This is a genomic window from Microcoleus sp. S28C3, from assembly GCF_036700785.1.
Classification (GTDB): domain Bacteria; phylum Cyanobacteriota; class Cyanobacteriia; order Cyanobacteriales; family Microcoleaceae; genus Microcoleus; species Microcoleus asticus.
This window is the reverse complement of record NZ_JAUBPO010000036.1, coordinates 15,869-39,476: the sequence shown is the minus strand read 5'-3', so window position 1 is coordinate 39,476 and position 23,608 is coordinate 15,869. Positions and strand designations below refer to the sequence as shown.

Here is a 23,608-nt window from a genome sequence, read left to right as displayed (position 1 = left end):
ACAGTCAACAGTCAACTAACAACAGTCAACAGTCAACAGACAACTGACAATGAAAGCATTATTTCTCCATCCCAACTTCCCCGCCCAATACCGCCACATTATCACGGCTTTAGGCGCAGATCCGAAAAATCAAATAGTTTTCGGCACTAAAAACGAGCGTCCCGAATGGAACATTCCCGGCGTTCGCAAAGCAGCATTTACACCCAGCCGCGAACCCCACCCGCAGACTCACCAATACGTCCGCCCTTTAGAAAGTGCCGTCATCTACGGACAAGCCGTATTTAGAATGGCAGAACAACTCAAAGCCGACGGTTTTGTACCCGATATTATCTGCGGACATTCCGGTTGGGGGCCGACATTGTTTGTCAAAGAAGCTTTTCCAAATACGCCTCTTTTGTGTTATTTCGAGTGGTTTTATCATGCGATTGGTTCCGACGCAGACTTTGACCCTGCGGAACCTTTAACAGTTGACGACATGGCTCGAATTAGAATTAAAAATGCGCCGATTCTGATCGATTTATACTCTTGCGATTGGGGTTTATCGCCCACTTATTGGCAGCGATCGCAATTTCCGCCCGAATTACAAAAGAAATTGTCCGTACTCCACGACGGCGTAGATACCGATTACTTCAAACCCGACCCTGGTGCTAAACTGGTTTTGCCTAACTTAGACTTGTCCGGCGTTGATGAAATTGTCACCTACGTATCTCGCGGAATGGAACCTTACCGCGGCTTTCCAGAGTTTATTGAGTCGATCGCCTATTTGCAAGAACGCCGCCCCAACTGTCACGTTGTAATTGTAGGTTCAGAAAGAGTTTGTTACGGGCGTTCTTTACCCAACGGCGAGTCTTACAAAGACCATATGCTCAAAAAAGTGCCGCTAGATTTGTCGCGAGTTCACTTTGTCGGGCCCCTACCTTACGGACTGTATTTAAAAGTAATTCAAGCATCCGACGTACACGTTTATTTGACCAGACCTTTTGTACTATCTTGGTCAATGATTGAATCTCTATCCACAGGATGTTTAGTAATCGGTTCCGACACCGGGCCGGTGAGAGAAGTGATCCGCGACGGAGAAAACGGTTTGCTAGTCGATTACTTCTCGCCGAAACAAGTAGCCGATCGCATTGATGAAGTTTTAGACCATCCTACCCGCATGGCAGAAATTCGCGTCAAAGCCCGTCAAACGGCATTAGAACGATATAGTTTAGCTAAAATGCTACCGCAACATTTACAACTGATCGAGCAAGTAGCCAATCGTTCCATGCCGCCTACAGTTGGTATGCAACCAGAACGAGAATTAGCAGCCTCTTTTGCAGTGAGAATGTAGCAATAAAGTTGGTCAGGACTAAAGCCCATGTCACAAGCGTTCCTGTGCGACTACACCGCACAGGAACATCAACTAGACAATAAACATCAGAACATCTGGACGTTTTAGTTGCCAAATTAAATATTTTGACAGCAGTCCGTCAATCCCTTCTAGGGTACTCGGAAACTACCTTCTAGAGCAATAATTTAATCCTCTAAAATCACTTCTGCATCCTGTGTTGCTTGAGAACTTTAGCGGGACTAACAAATGAAATGCCCTGAGAAAAAGAGGTACTGATCATGACAGCTTCAATGACAGGCTCATAAACCGTTTTTTCTGCAACCCACTCCACAATAAAGTTTGCACCTGAGCCTCCACTTGTATCATTGGCTGCAATGAAAAAGTGTGTGGAAGCAAGCGGCTTGAGTTCTACAGGACTCTTAATATCCTGCCTAATCAATTGCCCATCGGTATCGTAGTAACGCACAGAAGTGATAATAATCGAATTTGTCAGATCCGTATTGCGAATACTGAGCGTGGCTGACAACTCCATCACATCATCCTGGCTATTGTAGTGATAAATATGCGAGTAAATAGGGACATATACGGTTTGTCCCATCACAACTTTTGTTTTATCTAACGTGACCGATCGCAGTGAGGTTTCACGTTTTATATCAGGTTGTTGCCTTTGTGAGGTAGTTTGCTCAGAACAAGAGGTAATGACGATCGCGGCGATCGCCCAACCAACCCAGAAATCATGTTTCAGCTTCATCGGCATTCATCCAAATACACCACATACATTGCAGTTACGTCTAAAGCAGAGTGCACATTCTCTCTCGTTTGAGGCGGCTTAGTGATAAGGTTTGAGCGGCAGTTCAATCTGAAACGTTGAGCCTTTGCCCACTTCACTCGTCACATGAATTTTTCCACCATGAGCCTGGACAATCTGTTGGACGATCGCTAACCCTAGTCCAAATCCACCACTGTCGAGCGATCGCTCAGTGTCCACCCGATAGAAGCGATCGAAAATATAGGGTAAGTCCGCTTCTGAAATACCGATTCCCGTATCGATTATCTGAATCACTGCCAAATTGGAATGAAGAACTAGGCGTATCTTTACAGTGCCGCCAACGGGAGTATATTTACAGGCGTTGTAAAGCAAGTTTTCGACTACTTGCCGCAGCAGATCGGGGTCAGCCAATAATTCAATCCGCTGTGCCGGTGATTCGCAGGTAAGTTTGATATTTTGGGGTTCTGCAAGTGCGACAAACTGGGTTGCTAAATTGCTCAGCAACTCGTTGAGATTGATTAACTTGAGCGATTCCGGCGTAAGTCGCCCTTGATGACGAGCCAACAGCAGTAAATTATTCACCAGGGCTCCCATTGATTTTGCGCTATCTACAATGTTTTCTAAGGGAGGATGGTAACGCGAATCATCAGCCGCGATGAGCAACCCAAGCTGGGCATTAGTGAGAATGGCAGAGAGGGGCGATCGCAACTCGTGAGAGGCATCGGCTGTAAAGCGCTGAAGCTGTTGATAGGCTTGCCGAATCGGTTGCATGGCCAGCCCGCTGAGAAACCAACCTGTGAGGGCAATTAAGCCCAGTGCGATCGGGACAGCGAGAGTTAGCACAATCTGAAGCTGAGTGAGCCCGTTTTGAGTTTCTGTCAGGGGAGTTGCAACCTGAAGATAACCGAGTACCCCAGTTCTACCTTCAACGGGTAATGTCACCTGACGCAGCCAGATTCCTGTTCCCAAAAGTGGATCGGTCGATCGAACTGTGACATACCCAAAGGGCGTATTTAACTGCTCTGATGAAGGAGTCCCAAAAAAACGAACTAACCGCCTTTGTGCGTTATACCAGCGTACATACATCAGATCTTCTGCAAGGGGATGAGACCCACTGCCTAACAAGGGGACATGACTCAGATCGACCTGGCTCTGGTTTTTGCGAACTTCATAATGCACGCTGGCTGCCATGACTCTAGCCTTGTCATAGAGCAGTAGGTCAACGGCTTCTAGTTTATCTTTTACCTCAATCTGGTAAATCACCCCCGCAAACAGCACGAGAATGCTTCCCATTGAGAGGGTGAACCAACGAGCCAGATTGCGACGACTTTGATTGAACACGGTTTGCTTTTACGATCGTTACTTTTCAGGCGAAGTCAGGCGATAACCCATACCGTAAATGCTATCAATCCAGTCTGCCGATCCTACAGCCTGCAAGCGCTGGCGGAGTTTGCGAACTAGAACTGCGATCGCATTGCTCTCTGGTTCAGTCCCCCATTCCCACACGCCTTGTTCAATCTGATTCCGAGTCAAAACTTGCCGGGGATGACGCATAAAATACTCTAACAACTGAAACTCGCGACAGGAGAGGGTAACGGTTGCACCTTGTCGCTCAACAGTCAGAGTATCGAGGTGGAGGTGCAGATCCTCAAGGCTGAGCGTATCTCCTTGCCAAAGGGGCGATCGCCGTCTTAATGCCCGCACTCGTGCCATGAATTCAACCAAATCGATCGGTTTCACCAGGTAATCATCTGCGCCTGCGTCCAACCCGGTCACTTTTTCAGGCGTGGTATCTCTTGCCGTGATCATCAAAACCGGAGCTGTTTTCCCTGCGGCTCGATACTGACGACAGAGATTTACCCCACTGATATGTGGCAACATCCAGTCCAAAATCAACAAATCATAATCTTTTTCGGATAACAGCCACTGCGCCGTCTCTCCATCTTTTACCCCATCTACGCTATGTCCTGCCTGAGACAGCACTGTTTGAAGCGGCATCAGTTGCTTTGGGTCGTCCTCCACAAGTAGGATTCTCATATAGCCCTCGCGGGAGTTTGGAAACCCAGTCGCTTTAGCGCTGGGAGGAAAAACGACACGGGATACTTTAGTATCCCGTTATGTTTTGCATCTACTAGATAAGTTATAATAGGCTTATGACTCAATCTATATCTGTTAAATGCAAGCTGATAGTCCCCTCCGAAATGCGTCAAGAAATAGACACCACGCTGGAAGGGTTTGCGGATGCTTGCAATCAGATATTGGTAGTAGCTAAACAGGAGAAGTGCTATAACACAACCAAACTTCACCACCTGGTCTATAAAAGTGTCCGCGCCGCAACTGGACTTAAAGCTAACCACGTCTGCCAAGCTATTAGACGAGTAGTTGGTAACTGTAGCGCCAGCAAACAAGTCCATACTTTTAGACCTACTTCTATAGCCTTGGACATCCGCACATTTAAGTATGTGGAGGACGAGCAGACTGTTGGAGTTACATTGAAGTCTGGACGAGTCAATTTTAAGTTGTCTATCGGTGGGTATCAAATTGCTTTGCTGCGCGGTCAAACTCTTACCAGTGCAACGCTGAATCAGACCCGTCAGGGGGACTACTACATCAATTTTGTAGTTGAAATTGACACGCCACCAACGGCCAAGACTCCTAAGATAATTGGTGTTGACTTGGGGCGTACTGATATCGCGACGAGTAGCACGGGCAAAGCTTGGAATGGTAAACAATTGCAGGCTACTAGAGATAGATACAGTAGGGTTAGGGCAAACGTTCAACGCAAACGCACTAGGTCGAGTAGACGGTTGACTAGAAGGCTTCAAGGCAGAGAACAACGCTTTCAAAAATGGCTCAACCATAATATAAGTAAGGAATTGGTGCAGGACGCAAAACGATTAAATGCAACACTTGCTTTTGAGGATTTGACGGGTATCAGGGAAAGCCTGAATACTAAGCCCAGAAGCAAGATTGAGCGGAGGCGGACGAACAATTGGGCTTTTTACCAGTTGCGTTTGTTTGTCGGATACAAGTCTGCAATTGCGGGTGTTCCAGTTGTTTTTGTACCTCCTGCCTATACTTCCAAAACTTGTAGCCGTTGCCACCATGTTCACCCCGAAACCGATCAGAAAAAGTCTTATCGGAACGGGAAAAAATTTAAGTGCGGGCATTGTGGTTTTGAACATGATGCTGATCTAAACGCCAGTAAGAATATTGCTGCTTTGGGGTTGTCTGTAATCCAGCCCGAAAGTCCGGGGATAACGTGCCAACTGCAAGGGCAAATGTCTTTGTTCGGTATGTTTGACTGGGGCTAAAGCCCCGTGTCTTTAGACCGGGGTTGCTTACAATGAGAATTGCTGTTATGGCACAGAAGTTTGAACTGGTTAGGACTCTGGGGCGGACGATGGAAGTGGACAGACTTCCATAGCTTGAATCAAGCCGCGATCGAGGGTGAATCGATGACCCACGTGCTCATCGACAAGAACTGATCCAGCCAAGTCACGCACGACCTGATGCACATCGACCAAAATGCGCCCAGCTTCCTCCGAGTAAAAGGAAACCGGCTCGACGTGCGGATCGATCTCGCTCCATTGCTCAGTCCAGTAAGCGCGAACTTCTTCAGGTCCACGGACAAAACCGCCTTTGAACGCTTTCGGCCAAGCCACGTCGGGAGTCATGAGGGCAAGGGCAGCGTCAATGTCTCGCGCGTTGAAGGCTGCGTAAGCCGCATGGAGCAGTTCGATTAGGAGTGCAGTTCGATCTGACATAAGTTGATCTGACATAAATAGTGCAAGGGTTTCAAAATGAGAATTGCTGTTGATATGCTGATAAAATTTACCTATTTTAAGCATGAATCTAAAAATGGCAACACTTGCTTTTTTTCTACTTGCGGCTCTAGCAGAAATCTCTGGGTGTTACGCTTTCTGGGTCTGGGTGAGACTTGAAAAGAGTATTTTGTGGATTGTTCCAGGCATTTTAGCTTTAATCAGTTTTGCACTTTCTCTAACTCAAGTCAATGCTTCAAATGCTGGAAGAGTATATGCTGCCTATGGAGGTATTTACATTCTTGGAGCTCTGGTTTGGTTGTGGCTCATTGAAGGAGTTAAGCCAGATAAGTGGGACTTGCTTGGTGTTACAATTTCCATGGTGGGAACCGTTGTAATTTTGTTCAGCCCACATCACTGATCGGTGTTTATATCGAACTAAAACAGTTCACGCATCTCTCTTGAGTAGGATTTCAGCAGAGCGATCGCTCCACTAAAGTGCAAATAGATCGCGGGCCAAGCGTTTAAAACAGATAGGTGTAGTATGTGGCAGGTTACTAAACGTTGGCTAAAAGCATCAGGCGCAGAATTTTGGTTGCCGCTACCGTTTGTGGCGATCGCGTTTTGGGTTGGTTCCGGTTTCCTAATGGCTCAAGAATTACAACAACCCGAGATCGCAAAGAATAAACTTCAGGCAGATACCCAGCTTAAAGCAACGGTGTCTGTCAATATATTGCTGATCAACGCGGTGATTAACCGAAAACAAGGAACAACCCTGGTTGCGGTAGAAACAGCAGAACCCATTTTGAAGCGATTGCAATTAGAATTGCCAATGACTGACGCAACCCAGATAGAGACAGCGATCGCCCAAGAACTACAGTTATCGCGTCAAAATGTTCGCCAGTTAGTCCGTTACGAGATCGTTGAATAAGTTTATTGTTTCAATATTGCGATCGCATCCAGTCAAATAAGGTTGGATAATCCATTGATTTGCTGGCTGCGATCGCGCAATTTTGTTAAGTGGCAAGAGCCTTTGGCGCTTGCCACTTCACTGTTAGGAACTACTGAGTGACGATTTCGTTAGTGATGGAAACATTCGCTGCAACTTGCCGAGCGATTTGTTCTGCCAATGCTTTTTGTTCGGCCGTTTGAACGCGCCCGGTTAACACAATCGCATTAGCTCGATCGTCTGCGTCCAAATCGAATTGCTTGAGGGTGGTATCCGAGTCCAAGGCATCTTCTACGCGATCGGCAATATCGTCAATGTTTTGATTGTCAGCCGTCTGTGCGGTCGTGGTTGCAGGCGCAGAAGCGGTTGGAGCAGTCGTATTTTCAGTGGCAATTGTGGGAGCAGAAGTAGATGGAACAGTTGTCTGTGAATTATTGGGGGAGGTGCAAGCACCTAAACCCAAAATTGCAACAGTGCTGACGCTGATTCCTTGCACCAAGAGCTTTAATAATTGCATATTATTTGCCTGTTTTGTTGGTTTTGAAACGCAATTTTGCCGAGAAACCTCAGCATGAACTTTTTCATCATCTCAACTTAACGAGTGAATGTACGATAGTTCATCCATCAAAAGTAATGCTTTTTATAACCCTATTAAAAGGAAACACTAAATCAAATGCAGTGAACTAAGGTTGGCAAGTTCACAAGCTACCTCAATCGGTTCTCTGCGTAAGTAGACGGAGCAAATGTGATCGAAATGTGAGTAACAGAAATCAGTCGATCATTTTTTGCTCACATTCATCAATGACGCTAGAAACAAGACGAAACAACAGACAAGCACTTGGCTTGACAAGAAGCGTTATGACTGCAACGAATGTAGAAAAATTAGTAGAACACTCTTGGCATGACCTCTCTGTCGAGAAAGTGGCTCGGCTTTTAGAGAGTGACCTGGAAATAGGCCTATCTTCCGATGTGGCAGCGGAACGGCGCGAGATCCTCGGGCCCAATCAACTAACGGCTCAGAAGCCGCAAAGTGCCTGGTTGCGATTTTTTCAGCAACTGAATCAGCCGCTAATCTACATTTTGTTAGCTGCTGGGATAGTTACAGCATTTCTGAAAGAGTGGATGGATTCAGGGGTAATTTTTGGGGTTGCTCTGACGAATGCCACCATTGGTTTCGTTCAAGAGTCAAAGGCAGAGAATGCGATCGCCGCTTTAGCAAAATCTGTTGCAACTGAGGCAACGATTCTCCGCCACGGTCAAAAGCAAGTGGTTTCATCCAGCGAACTGGTTCCTGGCGATCTCGTCTTGCTGTCTTCTGGGGATAAAGTCTCTGCGGATCTGCGACTGATCGAAGTCCGTGACTTACAGGTCGATGAGTCAGCGTTAACGGGAGAATCTGTCCCGGTTGAGAAGGAATCCCAGCCCTTAGAGGCAGACACTCCGCTGGCCGAGCGCAGGAACATGGCGTATACCGGAAGCCTGGTAACGTTTGGACAGGGACGCGGACTGGTGGTCAGCATTGGCGAGATGACCGAGACCGGACACATCTCCCAACTGATGCAGCAAAGCACCACGTTGGAAACCCCACTGAGCCGCAAAATTGACAAATTTAGCAAAACCTTGCTCTATGTCATTTTAGGTTTGGCTGCCTTCACCTTTGTCGCAGGCATTGCCCAGAAATTTTCTTGGGTTGAGGTGTTCAAGGCATCTGTAGCGCTTGCAGTCAGCGCAATTCCTGAAGGCTTACCCGCGATTTTAACGGTGACACTGGCGATCGGGGTTTCCCAAATGGCAAAGCAGCACGCCATTATTCGCAAACTTCCGGCAATTGAGACGCTGGGCAGCACCACCGTGATTTGTTCCGACAAAACCGGAACCTTGACTGAGAATCAAATGACTGTTCAGGAAATTGATGCCGGTGGAAAGCGATATCGGGTTAGCGGTGGAGGATATGCACCAGACGGGAAAATTTCTGTAAATGGACGCTCCGTTGACCTGGCGATCGCACCTGCTTTATATGAATGCCTGCAAGCAGGATTGTTGTGCAACGATTCTTATCTAGACGTGCAAGACGGGAACTGGACTGCGATCGGTAGTCCAACGGAAGGGGCGCTGGTTGCGGTAGCCCAAAAAGCGGGGTTAATTACTGAGCAACTGGAGGAAGCGCTTTCTCGGCTCGATACACTGCCGTTTGAATCTCAGTTTCAATACATGGCAACCTTACATGACGATCGTCCAGAACGGTTGATTTATGTCAAGGGTTCAATTGAGGCAATTCTCAAGCGGTGTCGCCAGATGCTCGATGAAGAGGGAGAGGCGATCGCCATCAACCCAGCGCCGATCGAGCAAGCCGTCGAGAGGATGGCGAAAAAAGGGTTGCGAGTTCTGGCACTTGCCAAGAAAGTTGTACCCGCTTCTCAATCTTCTATTGAGCATTCTGATATTGAGCAAGGGTTAACTTTTCTGGGGCTGCAAGGCATGATCGACCCGCCTCGCCCCGAAGCCATTCAAGCGATTCAAGCCTGTAGGTCTGCGGGAATTCAGGTCAAGATGATTACCGGCGACCATGCCAAAACAGCAGCAGCGATCGCGCACCAAATGGGACTACATCAAACCCAAAAGGCTCCCGTTTTTACCGGTCAAGAACTCGCTCAAATGAATCAGCAGGAATTAGCCAATGCTGTTGAACAAAGCTGCGTTTTTGCTCGTGTAGCGCCAGAACAAAAGCTCCGCATTGTCGAAGCACTTCAGTCTAAGGGCGAGATTGTGGCAATGACTGGAGATGGAGTTAACGATGCTCCCGCCTTGAAGCAAGCTGATATTGGGGTAGCGATGGGCATCACGGGCACTGAAGTCACAAAAGAAGCCGCAGATATGATTCTGACGGATGACAACTTTGCTTCGATCGAGAAAGCAGTTGAGGAAGGACGCACGGTTTATAAGAATCTGCTGCGGGCGATCGCCTTCATCCTGCCCGTAAATGGTGGAGAGTCCATGACCATCTTGATTGCCGTACTTTTGGCAACCCCGCTACCCATTTTGCCAGTACAAATTCTGTGGCTGAATATGGTCAGTTCAGTTGCGTTGAGCTTACCGTTGGCATTTGAGCCGCCCTCTCCCGATGTCATGCAACAGCCGCCTCGACCTGCCAATGAACCGCTTCTGTCTCGCAACCTGACGGCTCGGATTCTGACAGTTTCGGTATTTAACTGGATTGCGATCTTTGGAATGTTTGAATGGATTGTCCAAACCACAGGCAATGAAGCTCTAGCCCGGACGATGGCAATTCAAGCATTGGTTGCAGCCGAAGCTTTTTACCTGTTAAGTATCAGTCGCTTCGTTCCGGCGATCGTCGCCAAACTACGCGGTAAAGATGAATCAGTTGGCTACGCGGTAGCGATCGGCATTGGGGCTATTTTCATTCTCCAATTCCTGTTTAGCCAATGGGGCACGATGAATCAGTTATTTGACACTGAAGCTTTGAGCGCAATCCAAGCCTTAATTTGTATCGGATTCGGACTGCCCATGATTGCTTTGTCAGCTTTGCTAAAGCGTTTTGCACCTCTGAACTAAGTGGTTTTTGTGATGCGGCTATTCACAGCGGCTTTACACACTATTTACCAATTTTGTAGCGTTGAATATTGAATATTTCTCATGAATTACCAAAATCTAAAACGTGCTAGCGGCCTATTTACTAATGATCGAAACGTAAAGCAGGCGCTAGTTGAGCTAAAAAGCAGGGGCTTCCCCATGCACAAGATTTCAGTGATTGCTAAACCTTCTGACAATGATGATTTGGACTCTTTGGGCGTGAAGCAAATTTTAATGACAAGAGCAGCAGGCGCACAAGTAGGCGCGATCTTAGGCAGCATACGACTAGGTTCACTAGCCTTAATTGTTGGACTCAGCAGCCTGCTAATTCCCGGTATTGGTCAGGCATTAGCGGTGGAAAGCATTTTAGCAACTTTCTTTGGAAGTGGGATTGCTGCAACTGCTGGCGGTCTATATGGCGCACTTCAAGGATGGTTGGTGCCAGAAGAACAAGCAAGAATGTACAATGACAGATTTAACCAGGGAGATTATTTGCTCGTCATAGAGGCAAGAGAAAATGAGATCGTGATTGCTGAACCTGTCCTTAAACGTTGGGAGATTCTGACGTGGCGTGTCTGTGATGCTACCTAAATTCAAGGTCAGAAAGGACGATTACCTGCGAGGAATTTAGTCCCGCGAATCAGAACGTCCAAAACCCACTCAAAAATTTGACGATGGATGATTTTGGGCGATCGCTCTCCTACTCATTACATATGGATTGACAACTTCCAGTACCCGCCTTAGCGGCAAGCGCGATCGGGTCAGCAACACTTCAGAAGAGACTGTTTAAAAAAAATAAAAACCACCACAATTAAGAGCAATTAGCATCCTGTAAGGGTTTGGAAATCATCCAGATATACCAAAAAAATTGCACTCTAAAAACGCCCCGATCGCCCAACCCACCCAGAAATCCTGTTTCAGCTTCACCGGCATTCATCCACATACACCACATACATTGCAGTTACGCCTACAACAGAGTGAACCGTCTCCTGTAGACTAAAACCGTAGTTACTCTGTCAATTTCTTTGAGGAAAACGAGTTTATGAGAGGAGTATCGGCGATCGAGTCGATTGTAGCGCAACCACCTCCCTTGGACAGCAATCCTGCTACAAATAGCCAAACGGCAGGAGTTATTCCTGAATTGGTCATCATCTTGATCATTCTGCTGCTGATTGCAACTGTTGTGGCACTCGTAACCCAACGGTTGCGAATTCCCTATGTGACGGGCTTAGTGTTAGCAGGTTTGCCCATTACGGAGCTCTTGTCGCGTCGAATTGGTTTAGACCCATCTTTAGTATTAAATCTTTTCCTACCAATTCTGATTTTTGAAGCCTCGATCAATACTGATATCAGCCGTCTCCGCAGCACTTTTAAGCCGATCGCGCTGCTGGCGGGTCCCGGCTCTATCTTTTCTTCAGCAATTATCGCTGTTCTGGTTAAATTTGGGCTGGGGCTAGACTGGATTCCAGCGCTGCTGATCGGAGTCATTCTGGCAAACACTGATACAGTGTCGATGATCGCGGTTTTTAAAGAGATCCGCGTGCCTTCTCGATTGTCCACCATTGTTGAGGGAGAAACTCTGTTCAATGATGCGGCTGCTCTAATTTCATTTAATTTGGTTTTGGTAATTTATACGACAGGCTCTCTCACCGCTATACAAGGCGTGAAGGAACTGCTCGTGGTTGCCTTAGGTGGGGCAGTGGTCGGGGGTGTTTTAGGTTACTTGAGCGTGCCGATATTTGTTCGCTTAAACGATCCGTTGAGTAGCCTTTTGCTAACCGTCGCTCTCGCATTGGGAACCTTCCAAATCGGACAATTTTTAGGCGTATCGGGCGCAGTGGCGGTGGTCATCACCGGACTTGTTTTTGGCAACCTCGGGCTGCCTCGCAGTTCGTCTGCCTCGGATCGGATTACCTTGCTGAGTTTCTGGGAATACGCTGGTTTTGGCGTCAATACGTTTATTTTCCTGCTGATTGGAATTGAAATTAACCCGCTGACGCTGTGGAGAATTTTGCCATCCATTTTATTGGTCATTCTGGCCTATCAACTGGGACGGATTCTCTCGGTCTATTTGTTATTAGCGGGGCTGCGCTGGTTCGATCGCCCCATTCCGCTACGCTGGCAGCACATTTTGGTTTTAGGGAATATTAAAGGGTCTCTCTCAATGGCCTTAGCTCTTGCGATTCCCTTGACCCTACCAGGACGGGATAACATTATTGCCTTGGTTTTCGGTGCAGTTTTATTCTCCTTGGTCGGACAGGGATTAAGTTTACCGTGGATAGTAAAACGACTAAAAATTAGCCGTGTTTCTGATGTAATGCAGGAAGCTGGGCAGTTACAGATTCAGTTGATCGCTTCCAAAGCGGCTCAAGATGAGCTAGATAGTTTGCTGAAATCTGGCGTGTTGCCGAAGGCAGTTTACGAAGAGTTGTGGGCATCGTATCAAGCACGAGTAGCACATTCTGAGCGAGTGCTGCGCGATCTCTACAATAAACATCGGGCCGGTCAAATAGAGGGCGATCGCAGCGGGCTAGATACGATTCGACGGCGATTGCTCCTAGCAGAAAAAGGAGCCGTTAGCGATGCCCTGCGCAAGCGAATTGTTCCAGAGGATCTGGTTCATCCTTACATCAAAGATTTGGATGAGAAACTTCTAACGTTGGCAGATGACTAGCGCGAATGCCGAGGTAATCAATCATGGGGTGAACTAGCTCTGGACGAGTAACGACGAGAATGGTAGAACCTGCTTCAAGAACAGTATTGCCGTTCGGAATCTCCAGATTGGCGCAGGCATGGCATTGATAACCAATAATCAGCGAACCTGTGGGAAAGCGGGGGTCTTGAGCAATTTGGGCAACGCTGCGACCTGCCACATTGCAATCGCCTGGAACGGGCAGCTTTAGCACCTCGACTTGTCCTTGTTCAAAGTGCATCATCGATTCGATTTGAGGGTATTCAATCGCATTTGCCATTGTTGCGACTGCCAAATCAATTGTGCTGATGATGTGACTGGCTCCGGCAAGTCGATAGGCTTCCATGAATTCGCGATCGCGCATTCGCACCACAATATGAGAAATGCCATAGCTCCTGGATAGGGTGATCAGCGCTAAATTCAGTGCATCATTCCTCAGTGATGCAACGACTGCGCTTGCTTGTTTAATTCCGGCTTCCAGAAGAACCGTTGTGCTAACTGCACTGCCTTCAAATGTCATCACTCCGATTTTTTCACGAGCAAAGCGACAGGCAAGCGGGTCAACATCAATGATTGCAACCGTATGACCGACGTTTAATAACTGCTGGGCTAAACTCAGCCCCATCATTCCTGCTCCACCAATTAATACGTACATGACTGACTGTGATCCCAAGACTGAACATTACAGATTTATCACTATAAAGCTACATAATCTTAGGAACTTTAAAAAACTCCCCATCGCGATCGGGTGCTCCCTCCAAAATACTTTCTCCGTTAGCAAAAGGTTGCAAATCGTCCGATCGCATCACATTGCTAACATCGATCGCCCGCGTTGTCGGCTGTACCTTGCTCGTATCCAGTTCGCTTAACTGCTCGAAATAATCCAAAATACCGTTGAGTTGACCAGTAAACTGCTCTTCTTCTTCAGGCGTTAATTCCAATCTAGCTAAATTCGCTACTTTCCGAACTTCTTCTCTGTCAATCATAAAAATGGGGAATGGGGAATGGGGAATGGGGAATGGGGAATGGGGAATGGGTTATTAGAAACAATAACAAACAACAAACATAGAACAAATAACTAATGCCCCATCCCCCATGCCCATCATAGTTAAAAATACACATCAATCTGCGATCGGCCACTCGTCTTCAGCCAATTTTGCACCTCAATGTAATTGTTCGGGGCCAAGCGAATAGCCTCCTTCCAATAATCCGCAGCTTTATCAAACAGCCCTTCCGCCACTTCAAAATTGCCAGCTTCCTTTTCCTTTTCCCCTTGATAGTGGTAAATCACAGCAATATTATTTAGCGCTTGCGGCATTCTCGGATTGAGCTCTAGGGCCTCGTCGTAATACTCCAAAGCTTTATCGTGTTCGCCGTTGCTAGTATGGATCAGCCCCATATTGTACAAGACATAACTGCGATCGTAAGGATCTTCCTCCAGCTTCAGCGCCTCATGATAATTGTCCAGCGCTTCAGCATATTCGCCATCTGCTTGAGCTGACATACCATCCCGGTAATAAGCAAAAGCTTCCTTCGCTTGCTTTTTCGCCGGCATAATCTTCAGGATGATATCAGCCATTACCGTGAAACTTTTGTCAATAAAGTTATCGTTGCGTTGAGTTCTTGGCATATGCGATTCTTTGGTTAGCGGCTAATCAGAAAAATTAGCCTGTAAAGTTTTCCTATTAATAATTGCGCAACTGTTTTAGTTGGCATTTGTGTTGAGAGCGCTAAAAAGCCTACTCGATCGCAAGTGCGAACCTTAAAACACGCCCTTGGGTTTAACACTCGCACAAGCTCTATCTATTTTATAGAACTCTTGCAAGACTTGCAAAAAAACTAGATTTCTTTAACATATCTCTGGCACTCTACACAAAACTTACAAAAACCGCGCTGAAGGGAAAAGTTGTGCTGTAGGGTGCAGGCGCGATCCTCTTCGAGAGCTATCCTTCGGCTCGCTTCGCTAACGCCAACGGGCGATCGCGCACCGTACCCTACTAACTGTACCCACAATCCCCCGCCATTGCCCCTTTTGGGAAACCAGCAAATAGCCTGCCGAGGAGAAATTCGATCGCAAAGTTTTATTAAGCTATCCGGGTTGAGCCAAGACTTAAAAGTTATTCGGCAAAACACTAGCAATATTTTGCCCCTAAGTCAAGGGCATCTTCAAAAAAAATCATAAACCAGGACACCAAAACCAGCTCGAATTCCCGCAATATATAATAAAAATAACCGGGTAATTTTCACAGAGAGAAACCTATGGCTCCGAATCCCACCATTATGCAAGCCGTCGAACAACTTGGCTACCGCGTTACGGTTGGAGACGTGGCGGCAAAAGCTGGATTAGATGTCAATTTTGCGCAGCGAGAACTGTTAACCCTCGCATCCGAAGCAGGCGGCAACCTGCAAGTAGCAGAATCCGGCGACATTGCCTACCTATTTCCCAAAAACTTTCGAGATATTTTGCGAAACAAATTCTTGCGCTTGCAGTTGCAGGAATGGTGGCAAAAAATCTGGCGCATTCTATTTTATCTGATTCGGATATCTTTCGGTGTTGTGCTGGTAGCTTCTATCCTCTTAATTTTTGTTGCTATCACGCTTTTACTCTCCAGCAGCAGCGACAATAACGGGGGAGGAGGAGGAGGAGGAGATGGTGGGGGCGGCAACAGAGGCGGTGGCTTTTTCTTTTTTCCCTACTTCTGGAACGACTTACTCTGGATATTTTACTGGAACCATGACGAACCTTACTACCAGCGATCGCGCTTAACTGGCCAAAAAACCCAGATGAGTTTTCTGGAAGCAGTTTTCTCCTTTCTCTTTGGAGACGGCAATCCCAATCACAATCTAGAAGAGCGCAAATGGAGCGATATTGCCACGGCAATTCGCAACAACCGAGGCGCCGTCGCCGCTGAACAAATTGCCCCGTATCTCGACAATCTCGGACAGGGATACAGCCGAGAATACGAAGAATATATGTTACCTGCTCTCGCCCGTTTTGACGGCCGGCCCGAAGTCAGTCCCGAAGGGCAAATAGTCTACCATTTTCCGCAATTGCAAACCACAGCCACCGAGAGAAATTCTGAACCAGTAGCAGCTTATTTGCGAGAAATGCTGTGGCGTTTCAGTCAGGCCAGTTCCGGCCAAGTCATGCTCGCAGCAGGGTTAGGAGCCGTCAATATTGTCGGTGCGTTAGTTTTAGGAAATTTATTAGCTAAAAGTGCGATCGCAGGTGGATTTATCGGTTTCGTCAGCGCTGTTTATCCAATGCTCCTGATTTACGGCGTCGGATTTCTCGCAATTCCTTTAATTCGCTACTTCTGGATTCAGTGGAAAAATAGCCGGATAGAAGCCCGCAATCAAGAGCGTCAGCAGCGAGCGAGATTATTAAACGAACCCGATGCCAATTTGCTCCAAAAACTGGCTTACGCTCGGGAATTTGCAGGAGAAAACCTTCTGACTGAAGAAGACTTAGCTTATACAACAGAAACCGAGTTAACCCAACAAGAACTAGAACAGTCAGCAAAAATAGATGCCGAATGGCAGCGCAGAATCGAACGCTCGGAAAACTTGTAATACTAATGACAAAAAACCGTTGTTTGTTGTTAAGTTAGGTTGAACTCAAATCTGGCAGATTTTTTAATAATAGACAGAAAGCCTGTTCCACAATAAAATATATTGGTTGCGGAACGGGCTTTTAGCTCGTTGCTAAGAAGAGTGGAAAATGTCAAGCTTTATTGAGGTCATAATTTTTTATACTCCGATTTTTTTTAAATAATCTTAGGGCGTTTAAAAATTAAACAATTTTGGTCATACTTCGAGTCGTGATACAAAGTCACAAGTTCCCACCCCTCCTCCCCCAACTGGTTGACAAATATATGCAGCGATCCTTGTTTCCAATCTCGCTGTTCTTCACCGTTTACATATAAACTAATAAGCTTGTTTCCAAAAGGATACATATTCGCATCCACAAATAAATACTCCCACTTTTGCATAGCAATCCTTAATGTAGTTAGCCATCAGTCATTAGTCATCAGTCAGTCGATTTTAGATTTGAGATTTTAGACTTCGGTGCGATCGCTCCGTCGAAAGATTTGAGATTTACTCCACAGACGAATCTGGGAGCTTGAACAAGAGTCTAAAATTTTCATCTATCCAGGACAGGAGTTGGGGGCTTGTATCGGTTTTTGGGCGGGGTCATTAGTCATTAGTGATTCCCAATTCCCCCTTCCCAATTCCCTGTATTCACGACACGGAAGTCACGGATACAGAAATAGCTGTTTTTCCCTTCTTCCTTCTTCCTTCTTCCTTCTTCCTTCTTCCTTCCGCCTTCTTCCTTCCCCCTTCCCAGCAGTTACTGCACTGCAATTCTAGCCAAAGTAGCACCCCGGTAATAGTGCAACAAAATCTGCTGGTAGCCGTATCCCTGCCTGGCCAAATTATAGGCCCCCCACTGACTCATTCCTACAGCGTGACCGAAACCTTTGCCAGCAACTTGAAAACCAGTAGGAGCTTGGTTGCTATTCCTTGGTTTCCCACCGCCGGCATACTGAGGAATCACGGTAAAGCGGGTACTCCTCAAACTTAGAACCCGGCGTAAATCTGCGCCGGTCATGACCCTAGAACCGCCATCTCCAACTACTTTCATCCTCAAAACGCTCCCGTAAGCCGTAGTCCGTTCTGGCTTTATCGAGATCACATTGCCCACGCCAGAAATCTTGCTGCTGATTTGAGCCCGGGAAAAATTTTCTTTCCACTGGTAAACGGGGGCTCCTTGGTCGAAGTCAGGAACAGCACGCAGGTAAGGCAGAGGTTCCGTCCAAACATCCTCGACATTTTCAGTATGTCCCCCAGAGGCAGAGTGGAAAACGGCTAAAATAATCTGACCGTTGTAAGCCAGAACTTGACCGGCGGTTGCATCGACTGCGGAATAAGTGCCAGAAGATTCTGTTTGCAGTCCTTTGTAAACCTGCGAAGACTGAGTATTGTCCACGTCGTAAAGCTCGGTGTCGCTTTTGAGGCGCTGGTGGATAGCGTAGGAACGGGCGGCGACAGCTTGGGCTTTCAAAGCTTCAATAGGCCAATTGCCACTCATTTCAGCACCGAGAACGCTGTAGAGATACTGTTCGATATCGACGTAGTTGACGGCAGTCAAGCCTCCTTTTTCGGGAACTAGAAGCGTGCGTCCCCGATACCAACGATCGCCAATCCAGACATAACCGTTTCCCGTCGGCTCGATCCAAACTTGGTTGGCGGCCCAGCGACCGATCGCCACTTTTCCCGATCGAAATTGAGCTGACTGAGAACTGTTTCCCGACAGTTCGCCCAAATTGCGCCCGCTGCCGTCGCGGATTGCAGCCTTAGTAGAACTCCCGACTTTTATCTGACTTGCCCCGTCTTGTACCGCAACTCGCAAAATCAGCGCGGCCTGGGCTGGGGCTACCATTACCAGCCAAAACAACAACGAAATCCAAAAGTAGCGTTTTTTTAATGTCGAAAGAACGGAAGCAAAAAATACTCCTGACTGCATTTGAAAATTTTCCTTTTATGCTGTATATGTTTGACAAGTTTTAAGGGGAAGCTGGGGTTCGGGAAAAAGGAAGAGGAACGAAAGAAAGAAAACGTTAGAATTGGGTTTGGCACTCTGTGCCGTTGTCGAAAATGATTTTAGCAACTAGATGTTCGCAGGAACAGCGATTTATCCCGGTTCCTGGCTGCGACTATTTCCTGTATGTCGGATTTGTCGCACTCTGGATATATGTAACATATTTTTAAAGACTTAATTGAGGTGATTTGACTCTTGCAGATTACATTTCTCGGAACTAGCTCCGGCGTCCCCACGCGATCGCGCAACGTTTCCAGCATCGCCCTCCGGTTGCCCCAGCGAGCGGAACTGTGGCTGTTTGACTGCGGCGAAGGAACTCAGCACCAGTTTCTCCGCAGCGACCTAAAAGTCAGCCAACTAAGCCGCATTTTCATCACTCACCTGCACGGCGACCACATTTTCGGCTTAATGGGTTTGCTGGCTAGCTGCGGTTTGGCGGGGAATGTCAAGCGCATCGATCTTTACGGGCCTCCGGGACTTGAAGAATATTTGCAAGCTGGCGTTCGCTATTCTCAAACTCATTTTTCTTACCCGGTTAAGGTACACAAAATTCACGAGGGAGTCATCTATGAAGATGACGAATATATTGTTAGCTGCGGCCCTTTGAAGCACCGAGTTACTGCTTTTGGTTATCGAGTAACTGAGAAAGACCGTCCGGGACATTTTGATGTAGAAAAAGCGAAGGCTGTGGGTATTCCTTCGGGACCGCTTTACGGTCAATTAAAACAAGGAAAGACGGTAAAGTTATCGGACGGGCGACAGTTTAAAGGTACTGATTTTTGCGGCCCGGATCAAATCGGGCGCAAGTTTGTGTATTGTACTGACACGGTTTTTTGTGACGGGGCGGTGGAATTGGCGAAGGATGCTGATTTGTTGGTGCATGAAGCTACTTTTGCTCATCAAGATGCTCAAATGGCATTCGATCGCCTGCATTCAACTTCCACAATGGCGGCTCAAGTGGCTTTGACGGCTGGGGCGAAACAGCTAATTATGACGCATTTTAGCCCGCGTTACGCTCCGGGAAATGCGATCGTCCTGGATGATTTGCTCAAGGAAGCGCAGGCTATTTTTCCGAATACGAAAATGGCCTATGACTTTTTGACTTACGAAGTGCCCAGACCTGTTTAAAACTAGGGTTAATTTGGCCTGAGATGTGACAGCTTTTTCAATAAGGGCGATCGGGGCGGGCTAGGATGGCCCGTTCAAAACTTACGCATTGGCTGTGCTGTTTTGGAATGGTTGAAATCTCAAGGTCATGGTAAAATGTAAAAATTAATTCGATGGTGTTTTATGTCAAATCTTGAATTATTAGCCCAACTTCGGCAATTGTCTCGTGCTGAGAAGTTTCAAATGATGCTGTTTTTAATAGCAGAATTGGCGAAAGAAGAAGGAATGGTAATGGGTAATGAATCTGCTGAAATTATATATTCAGTGCATACTTCTAATAGTGCAGCAGAGCAATTGACGCAGTTACTAGAAATAGAGCAGAAACAAACTCAAAATGTTTAATAGTAGGCGATATCCTTTTCAACCTCAACGAGATGGAATGGGTGTTTTAGCTGATGTTCCGTATCTGCCTTTAACACTAACTTATCAAAATCGTTCTGTTGACGTGATGGGTTTACTGGATACAGGAGCTAGTGTAAATGTTTTGCCCTATAATGTGGGGGTGCAGTTAGGGGCAATTTGAGAAGAGCAAAGATTTTCTGTTACTTTAGCGGGGAATTTAGCGAGTGCTGAAACGAAAGGGTTATTAGTCTTGGCAAAAGTAGGGGACTTTGAGCCAGTTCAGTTAGCTTTTGCCTGGACTAGGGTGAATAATATTCCGATTATTTTAGGGCGAACTAATTTTTTTACTGAGTTTGATGTTTGTTTTTATGGATCACAATTAGCGTTTGAAGTGTGTCCTAAATTTAGAGATAGTTGAGATTATCAATGTTGGTGGATATAAACGCAATTATGTCCACAAACTTAAACACAAATATTTAAAATTACCATGACATTTGAAATCGGAGCATTAGGCTTAAAGCTAGCACAAGCAATCGCGCCTAAACTTGCAGAAATAGGATTCAAAGAAGCTATTAAAAAATTTAATCCTAGCGATTTTGAAAAAGCTTGTATTTGTGGGATCGAAGCTGCCGATAAAAATAAATTATTCTCTGCTTGCGAACAGGGTGTAGTCGAAGATTTTCTTAAAAGTTTCTTGACGGGTGCAGCACTTCCAGAACTCTTGAAACCTTTCAACGACCAAGAAAAGCCTCAAGTTGAGTTTTTAGTTGCAGCTTTTAATGCGACAGTCCCAGAACACAAGAAAATTCAAGACCGATTCGCACCCGAAAGACTGCATAATTGGTTGGAGGTTTTTGCTGAAACCTATTTCCATAAAACAAGCAGTTATTTAAGGTTTAAAGTTGCCAAAGCAGACTATTTGAAGCAACTGGCTAACTGGTTTGATGATGTTAAGTTTGCTGGCATTGCTGTCGAAGGTCAGGAAATCGAAAAATCGGAAAAATTGGCTCAGATTTTTGTAATGCCCGATGTCTTGGAAGAGGTAAGTATTTATTTGGAATTGGATATCCAAGGATGGGAAGAAGGCAAAAAGCTGCAACTCTGGCAGAGAGAAACTCGCTCTGGTATAAAGTTTTTAGCATCACAACTATTGAAGCAAAATCAATCAAATAAATTTGTGTTGCTGGGCGCTCCTGGTTCTGGCAAAACAACTTTACTGAGCTTTTTTGCAGTGATGTTGGCTCAGAATTATCCAGAAAAAATCGGCTGGGATTCTGAGAGAGATTGCTTGCCGATTTTGATTAATATTCGGGATTTTGCTAGGCTTTCAGATATCAATCTCCTCGACTATGCCCGCCAGTTTGCTGAGAAAACTATGTCGGTGAGACCGCTGCCAGAAGGCTTCTTTGAGTATTGGCTGGCAGACGGTAGGGCGATGATTTTGTTGGATGGATTGGATGAGGTTGTGGAAGAATCCAAGCGCTATGCGGTGGTGCAGCAGATTGAGAATTTTTTGGGGCAGTATCATCAAAATCTGGCAATTATTACTTCTCGCCCTGCTGGTTACAAACGCGATTTTTTTAATACTTCGGAGTTTGAACACTATCAGTTACAAGTGTTTGATAATCCTAAGGTTAATGAGTTTATTAATCGCTGGTACGACAGCCGCGTTCCAGATGCGGCGGAAGCTCAACGCCGCAAAGATAGCATTAAAAAAGCTCTGGATGAAAATGACCGAATTAAATTGTTGGCGAGAAATCCGCTATTGCTGACAATCATTGCTTTGATTCACCGCTATCAAGCGGTACTGCCGAGGGCACGCCACAAGCTTTATGAAAAAGCTGTGGAGACACTGTTAAAGTGTTGGGATGCTAACAAAAACATGACTGAGCAGTCAGTATTCAAATGTTTAGATGCAGACGACTTACGGCGGCTGATGGAAATTCTCGCCTATTGGATTCACACTCACGGTAGTACGGATAATCCTGAAGGCGGGACTCTGATTGCTAAGGATGAATTGTTAGAGCAGTTAACTCTGAATATTAAAACCAAAAAACAGGTTGAACGGTTCCAGGCAAAAGAGGAAGCTAAACGATTTGTTGATTTTATTCAACAGCGGACGGGATTGCTCAACGAACAAGGACAAGATTTGTACGCCTTTGTACACAAGACTTTTCAAGAATATTTGTGCGCTCAGGAAATCGGCTATCAGGCAGATGATGAGGATGATTTTGAGATTGTTCTCAAGCATATTCGAGAGCATTTGCATGACCCCCACTGGCGGGAAGTGTTGTTGCTGTTGATTGCTCAACAAAAACCGAAAAAAGCGGCGAAAGCGATGCGGGCAATTTTGGCGGCCAATAGCGAGCATGAGGAATGGTTGCACCGAGATTTGTTTTTTGCTGGCAGTTGCCTTGCTGAAAATATTAAAGAGTTAAAGGTGGCAGATTCCAGTCTAACTGTGGAGATTTTGGAGAAGTTGGTTGAGTTGGAAGTAAGCGATGAGGAACTGGTTGGTGAGAGGGTTCTGTCTCAGGTTTTGCAAATCCTTTGCAGTATGAATGAGACTGAGTTTGAGGCGCAAACTTTGCAACTTTTGAAAGCAAGGGGTGTTGATGAAAATCGATTGTGGAGATATCAAGCAGCATTAGGGGAAAAAGAAGCTGTGATCACTGCCATGCTACTACGCCTCGAAGATGGGAATGAGAATGTGCGTCGTGAGGCAGCATTTGCCTTGGGCGGGTTGGGAAATGCTTCAGAAACCGTCATTAGTGCCCTGTTGTTACGTCTTGAAGATGGCAATCACTCGGTGCGTTTCTATGCAGCACGAGCCTTGGGCAGGTTGGGAAATGCTTCAGAAGCCATTATCGGTCACCTGCTGCCACGTCTCGAAGATGGCAATAACTCGGTGCGTTTCTATGCAGCGGAAGCCTTGGGCAGGTTGGGAAATGCTTCAGAAGCCGTGCTCAGTGCCTTGGTGTTACGTCTCGAAGATGGGGATAACTCAGTGCGTAGCTCGGCAGCGCAAGCCTTGGGCAGGTTTGGAAATGCTTCAGAAACTGTCACCAATGCTCTGCTGCTACGTCTCGAAGATGGGGATAACAGGGTGCGTAGCTCGGCAGCAGAGGCCTTGGGCAACTTGGGAAATGCTTCAGAAACTGTCACCAATGCTCTGCTGCTACGTCTCGAAGATGGGGATAACTCAATGCGTCGCTCGGCAGCAGAGGCCTTGGGCCGGTTGGGAAATGCTTCAGAAACTCTCACCAATGCTCTGCTGCTACGTCTCGAAGATGGGGATAACTCAGTGCGTAGCTCGGCAGCATCAGCCTTGGGCCGGTTGGGAAATGCTTCAGAAACTCTCACCAATGCTCTGCTGCTACGTCTCGAAGATGGGGATAACTC

The 23,608-nt window shown here is 46.5% G+C and carries 25 protein-coding genes; 12 read left to right on the top strand and 13 right to left on the bottom strand.

Annotated features, from left to right (window positions below):
* Positions 1-49: 49 nt before the first annotated feature.
* Positions 50-1,330, top strand: coding sequence for a glycosyltransferase family 4 protein (locus tag QUA13_RS13205; protein ID WP_172186806.1), 1,281 nt, complete (start codon positions 50-52; stop codon positions 1,328-1,330).
* Between the two features lie 199 nt (positions 1,331-1,529).
* On the opposite strand, the gene QUA13_RS13200 is transcribed toward QUA13_RS13205, so the two are convergent.
* The 3 genes from QUA13_RS13200 to rppA all read right to left on the bottom strand — a co-directional run bounded on the left by QUA13_RS13200 (position 1,530) and on the right by rppA (position 4,136).
* The gene (locus tag QUA13_RS13200) at positions 1,530-2,081 is read right to left on the bottom strand and encodes a DUF3124 domain-containing protein (protein ID WP_333199040.1); all 552 of its coding nucleotides are present in this window, start codon (positions 2,079-2,081) and stop codon (positions 1,530-1,532) included.
* 78 nt (positions 2,082-2,159) lie between these two features.
* Entirely contained in the window at positions 2,160-3,440 is a 1,281-nt protein-coding gene (locus tag QUA13_RS13195) for a HAMP domain-containing sensor histidine kinase (RefSeq protein WP_333199038.1), read from the bottom strand.
* An 18-nt stretch (positions 3,441-3,458) separates the two neighbouring features.
* A complete protein-coding gene (rppA, locus tag QUA13_RS13190; RefSeq protein ID WP_172186809.1) occupies positions 3,459-4,136 on the bottom strand; it encodes a two-component system response regulator RppA in 678 nt (225 codons plus the stop codon).
* Positions 4,137-4,252: 116 nt separating this feature from the next.
* Between rppA and QUA13_RS13185 the strand changes: the two genes are divergently transcribed.
* Positions 4,253-5,413, top strand: coding sequence for a transposase (locus QUA13_RS13185; protein ID WP_333199035.1), 1,161 nt, complete (start codon positions 4,253-4,255; stop codon positions 5,411-5,413).
* 69 nt (positions 5,414-5,482) lie between these two features.
* On the opposite strand, the gene QUA13_RS13180 is transcribed toward QUA13_RS13185, so the two are convergent.
* Positions 5,483-5,950 (bottom strand): nuclear transport factor 2 family protein, encoded by a 468-nt coding sequence (locus tag QUA13_RS13180; RefSeq protein WP_333199033.1) that lies wholly within the window; start codon positions 5,948-5,950, stop codon positions 5,483-5,485.
* Here QUA13_RS13180 and QUA13_RS13175 point away from each other — a divergent pair.
* Both QUA13_RS13175 and QUA13_RS13170 read left to right on the top strand, forming a co-directional pair.
* Complete coding sequence (locus QUA13_RS13175; RefSeq protein WP_333199030.1) at positions 5,949-6,284, top strand: YnfA family protein; 336 nt, start codon at positions 5,949-5,951, stop codon at positions 6,282-6,284. The two genes, QUA13_RS13180 and QUA13_RS13175, sit on opposite strands and share 2 nt — an antisense overlap.
* 123 nt (positions 6,285-6,407) lie before the next feature.
* A complete protein-coding gene (locus QUA13_RS13170; RefSeq protein WP_333186481.1) occupies positions 6,408-6,794 on the top strand; it encodes a hypothetical protein in 387 nt (128 codons plus the stop codon).
* 130 nt (positions 6,795-6,924) lie between these two features.
* Here the strand turns inward: QUA13_RS13170 and QUA13_RS13165 are convergent, their stop codons facing one another.
* Entirely contained in the window at positions 6,925-7,329 is a 405-nt protein-coding gene (locus tag QUA13_RS13165) for a BON domain-containing protein (RefSeq protein WP_333199027.1), read from the bottom strand.
* A 341-nt stretch (positions 7,330-7,670) separates the two neighbouring features.
* Here QUA13_RS13165 and QUA13_RS13160 point away from each other — a divergent pair, with 341 nt between their 5' ends.
* Both QUA13_RS13160 and QUA13_RS13155 read left to right on the top strand, forming a co-directional pair.
* Positions 7,671-10,385 carry a cation-transporting P-type ATPase gene (locus QUA13_RS13160; RefSeq protein WP_333199024.1) on the top strand — a complete coding sequence of 905 codons (2,715 nt, stop codon included), beginning with the start codon at positions 7,671-7,673 and terminating at the stop codon, positions 10,383-10,385.
* A gap of 81 nt (positions 10,386-10,466) precedes the next feature.
* Positions 10,467-10,994, top strand: a complete 528-nt coding sequence (locus tag QUA13_RS13155; protein ID WP_333199021.1) for a hypothetical protein — start codon at positions 10,467-10,469, stop codon at positions 10,992-10,994.
* A gap of 220 nt (positions 10,995-11,214) precedes the next feature.
* Here QUA13_RS13155 and QUA13_RS13150 read toward each other — a convergent pair whose 3' ends face one another.
* On the bottom strand, positions 11,215-11,355 hold the full coding sequence (locus QUA13_RS13150; protein ID WP_333199019.1) for a hypothetical protein: 141 nt from the start codon (positions 11,353-11,355) through the stop codon (positions 11,215-11,217).
* 90 nt (positions 11,356-11,445) lie between these two features.
* Between QUA13_RS13150 and QUA13_RS13145 the strand changes: the two genes are divergently transcribed.
* Positions 11,446-13,077: a sodium:proton antiporter gene (locus QUA13_RS13145; protein ID WP_333199017.1), complete on the top strand. Its 1,632-nt coding sequence runs from the start codon at positions 11,446-11,448 to the stop codon at positions 13,075-13,077.
* On the opposite strand, the gene QUA13_RS13140 is transcribed toward QUA13_RS13145, so the two are convergent.
* The 4 genes from QUA13_RS13140 to QUA13_RS13125 form a co-directional block, all read right to left on the bottom strand.
* Positions 13,034-13,750 carry a TrkA family potassium uptake protein gene (locus QUA13_RS13140; RefSeq protein ID WP_333186502.1) on the bottom strand — a complete coding sequence of 239 codons (717 nt, stop codon included), beginning with the start codon at positions 13,748-13,750 and terminating at the stop codon, positions 13,034-13,036. The genes QUA13_RS13145 and QUA13_RS13140 overlap by 44 nt on opposite strands.
* A 49-nt stretch (positions 13,751-13,799) precedes the next feature.
* Positions 13,800-14,081 carry an Asp-tRNA(Asn)/Glu-tRNA(Gln) amidotransferase subunit GatC gene (gene gatC, locus QUA13_RS13135; RefSeq protein WP_332978921.1) on the bottom strand — a complete coding sequence of 94 codons (282 nt, stop codon included), beginning with the start codon at positions 14,079-14,081 and terminating at the stop codon, positions 13,800-13,802.
* A gap of 122 nt (positions 14,082-14,203) precedes the next feature.
* Positions 14,204-14,725, bottom strand: coding sequence for a photosystem I assembly protein Ycf3 (locus QUA13_RS13130; protein ID WP_172186918.1), 522 nt, complete (start codon positions 14,723-14,725; stop codon positions 14,204-14,206).
* Positions 14,726-14,934: 209 nt separating this feature from the next.
* Positions 14,935-15,228: a hypothetical protein gene (locus tag QUA13_RS13125; protein WP_333199015.1), complete on the bottom strand. Its 294-nt coding sequence runs from the start codon at positions 15,226-15,228 to the stop codon at positions 14,935-14,937.
* Positions 15,229-15,354: 126 nt separating this feature from the next.
* On the opposite strand from QUA13_RS13125, the gene QUA13_RS13120 reads away from it, so the two are divergent.
* Positions 15,355-16,668 (top strand): hypothetical protein, encoded by a 1,314-nt coding sequence (locus QUA13_RS13120; RefSeq protein ID WP_333199012.1) that lies wholly within the window; start codon positions 15,355-15,357, stop codon positions 16,666-16,668.
* A gap of 194 nt (positions 16,669-16,862) precedes the next feature.
* Here QUA13_RS13120 and QUA13_RS13115 read toward each other — a convergent pair whose 3' ends face one another.
* The 3 genes from QUA13_RS13115 to QUA13_RS13105 all read right to left on the bottom strand — a co-directional run bounded on the left by QUA13_RS13115 (position 16,863) and on the right by QUA13_RS13105 (position 18,622).
* Positions 16,863-17,087 (bottom strand): hypothetical protein, encoded by a 225-nt coding sequence (locus QUA13_RS13115; protein WP_333199010.1) that lies wholly within the window; start codon positions 17,085-17,087, stop codon positions 16,863-16,865.
* Between the two features lie 250 nt (positions 17,088-17,337).
* Entirely contained in the window at positions 17,338-17,460 is a 123-nt protein-coding gene (locus QUA13_RS13110) for a hypothetical protein (protein WP_333199008.1), read from the bottom strand.
* On the bottom strand, positions 17,447-18,622 hold the full coding sequence (locus tag QUA13_RS13105; protein ID WP_172186921.1) for a SpoIID/LytB domain-containing protein: 1,176 nt from the start codon (positions 18,620-18,622) through the stop codon (positions 17,447-17,449). Before QUA13_RS13105 ends, QUA13_RS13110 begins: the two co-directional genes overlap by 14 nt.
* A 270-nt stretch (positions 18,623-18,892) precedes the next feature.
* Here QUA13_RS13105 and QUA13_RS13100 point away from each other — a divergent pair, with 270 nt between their 5' ends.
* From QUA13_RS13100 to QUA13_RS13085, 4 genes are all read left to right on the top strand, one after another.
* On the top strand, positions 18,893-19,825 hold the full coding sequence (locus QUA13_RS13100; protein ID WP_333199007.1) for a ribonuclease Z: 933 nt from the start codon (positions 18,893-18,895) through the stop codon (positions 19,823-19,825).
* Positions 19,826-19,987: 162 nt separating this feature from the next.
* Complete coding sequence (locus QUA13_RS13095; protein ID WP_333199005.1) at positions 19,988-20,206, top strand: hypothetical protein; 219 nt, start codon at positions 19,988-19,990, stop codon at positions 20,204-20,206.
* A complete protein-coding gene (locus QUA13_RS13090; RefSeq protein WP_333199002.1) occupies positions 20,199-20,387 on the top strand; it encodes a hypothetical protein in 189 nt (62 codons plus the stop codon). Before QUA13_RS13095 ends, QUA13_RS13090 begins: the two co-directional genes overlap by 8 nt.
* A 306-nt stretch (positions 20,388-20,693) precedes the next feature.
* Positions 20,694-23,608 (top strand): HEAT repeat domain-containing protein (locus QUA13_RS13085; protein ID WP_333198999.1); only part of this gene is annotated, 2,915 nt, incomplete at its 3' end.

Coding starts and splice junctions, on each gene's coding strand:
- QUA13_RS13130 (WP_172186918.1), bottom strand. CDS start 14,725: ATGCCAAGAACTCAACGCAACGATAACTTTATTGACAAAAGTTTCACG.
- QUA13_RS13165 (WP_333199027.1), bottom strand. CDS start 7,329: ATGCAATTATTAAAGCTCTTGGTGCAAGGAATCAGCGTCAGCACTGTT.
- QUA13_RS13145 (WP_333199017.1), top strand. CDS start 11,446: ATGAGAGGAGTATCGGCGATCGAGTCGATTGTAGCGCAACCACCTCCC.
- QUA13_RS13175 (WP_333199030.1), top strand. CDS start 5,949: ATGAATCTAAAAATGGCAACACTTGCTTTTTTTCTACTTGCGGCTCTA.
- QUA13_RS13185 (WP_333199035.1), top strand. CDS start 4,253: ATGACTCAATCTATATCTGTTAAATGCAAGCTGATAGTCCCCTCCGAA.
- QUA13_RS13200 (WP_333199040.1), bottom strand. CDS start 2,081: ATGAAGCTGAAACATGATTTCTGGGTTGGTTGGGCGATCGCCGCGATC.
- QUA13_RS13180 (WP_333199033.1), bottom strand. CDS start 5,950: ATGCTTAAAATAGGTAAATTTTATCAGCATATCAACAGCAATTCTCAT.
- QUA13_RS13115 (WP_333199010.1), bottom strand. CDS start 17,087: ATGCAAAAGTGGGAGTATTTATTTGTGGATGCGAATATGTATCCTTTT.
- QUA13_RS13205 (WP_172186806.1), top strand. CDS start 50: ATGAAAGCATTATTTCTCCATCCCAACTTCCCCGCCCAATACCGCCAC.
- QUA13_RS13170 (WP_333186481.1), top strand. CDS start 6,408: ATGTGGCAGGTTACTAAACGTTGGCTAAAAGCATCAGGCGCAGAATTT.
- QUA13_RS13120 (WP_333199012.1), top strand. CDS start 15,355: ATGGCTCCGAATCCCACCATTATGCAAGCCGTCGAACAACTTGGCTAC.
- rppA (WP_172186809.1), bottom strand. CDS start 4,136: ATGAGAATCCTACTTGTGGAGGACGACCCAAAGCAACTGATGCCGCTT.
- QUA13_RS13150 (WP_333199019.1), bottom strand. CDS start 11,355: ATGTGGTGTATGTGGATGAATGCCGGTGAAGCTGAAACAGGATTTCTG.
- gatC (WP_332978921.1), bottom strand. CDS start 14,081: ATGATTGACAGAGAAGAAGTTCGGAAAGTAGCGAATTTAGCTAGATTG.
- QUA13_RS13090 (WP_333199002.1), top strand. CDS start 20,199: ATGTTTAATAGTAGGCGATATCCTTTTCAACCTCAACGAGATGGAATG.
- QUA13_RS13160 (WP_333199024.1), top strand. CDS start 7,671: ATGACTGCAACGAATGTAGAAAAATTAGTAGAACACTCTTGGCATGAC.
- QUA13_RS13095 (WP_333199005.1), top strand. CDS start 19,988: ATGTCAAATCTTGAATTATTAGCCCAACTTCGGCAATTGTCTCGTGCT.
- QUA13_RS13155 (WP_333199021.1), top strand. CDS start 10,467: ATGAATTACCAAAATCTAAAACGTGCTAGCGGCCTATTTACTAATGAT.
- QUA13_RS13140 (WP_333186502.1), bottom strand. CDS start 13,750: ATGTACGTATTAATTGGTGGAGCAGGAATGATGGGGCTGAGTTTAGCC.
- QUA13_RS13105 (WP_172186921.1), bottom strand. CDS start 18,622: ATGCAGTCAGGAGTATTTTTTGCTTCCGTTCTTTCGACATTAAAAAAA.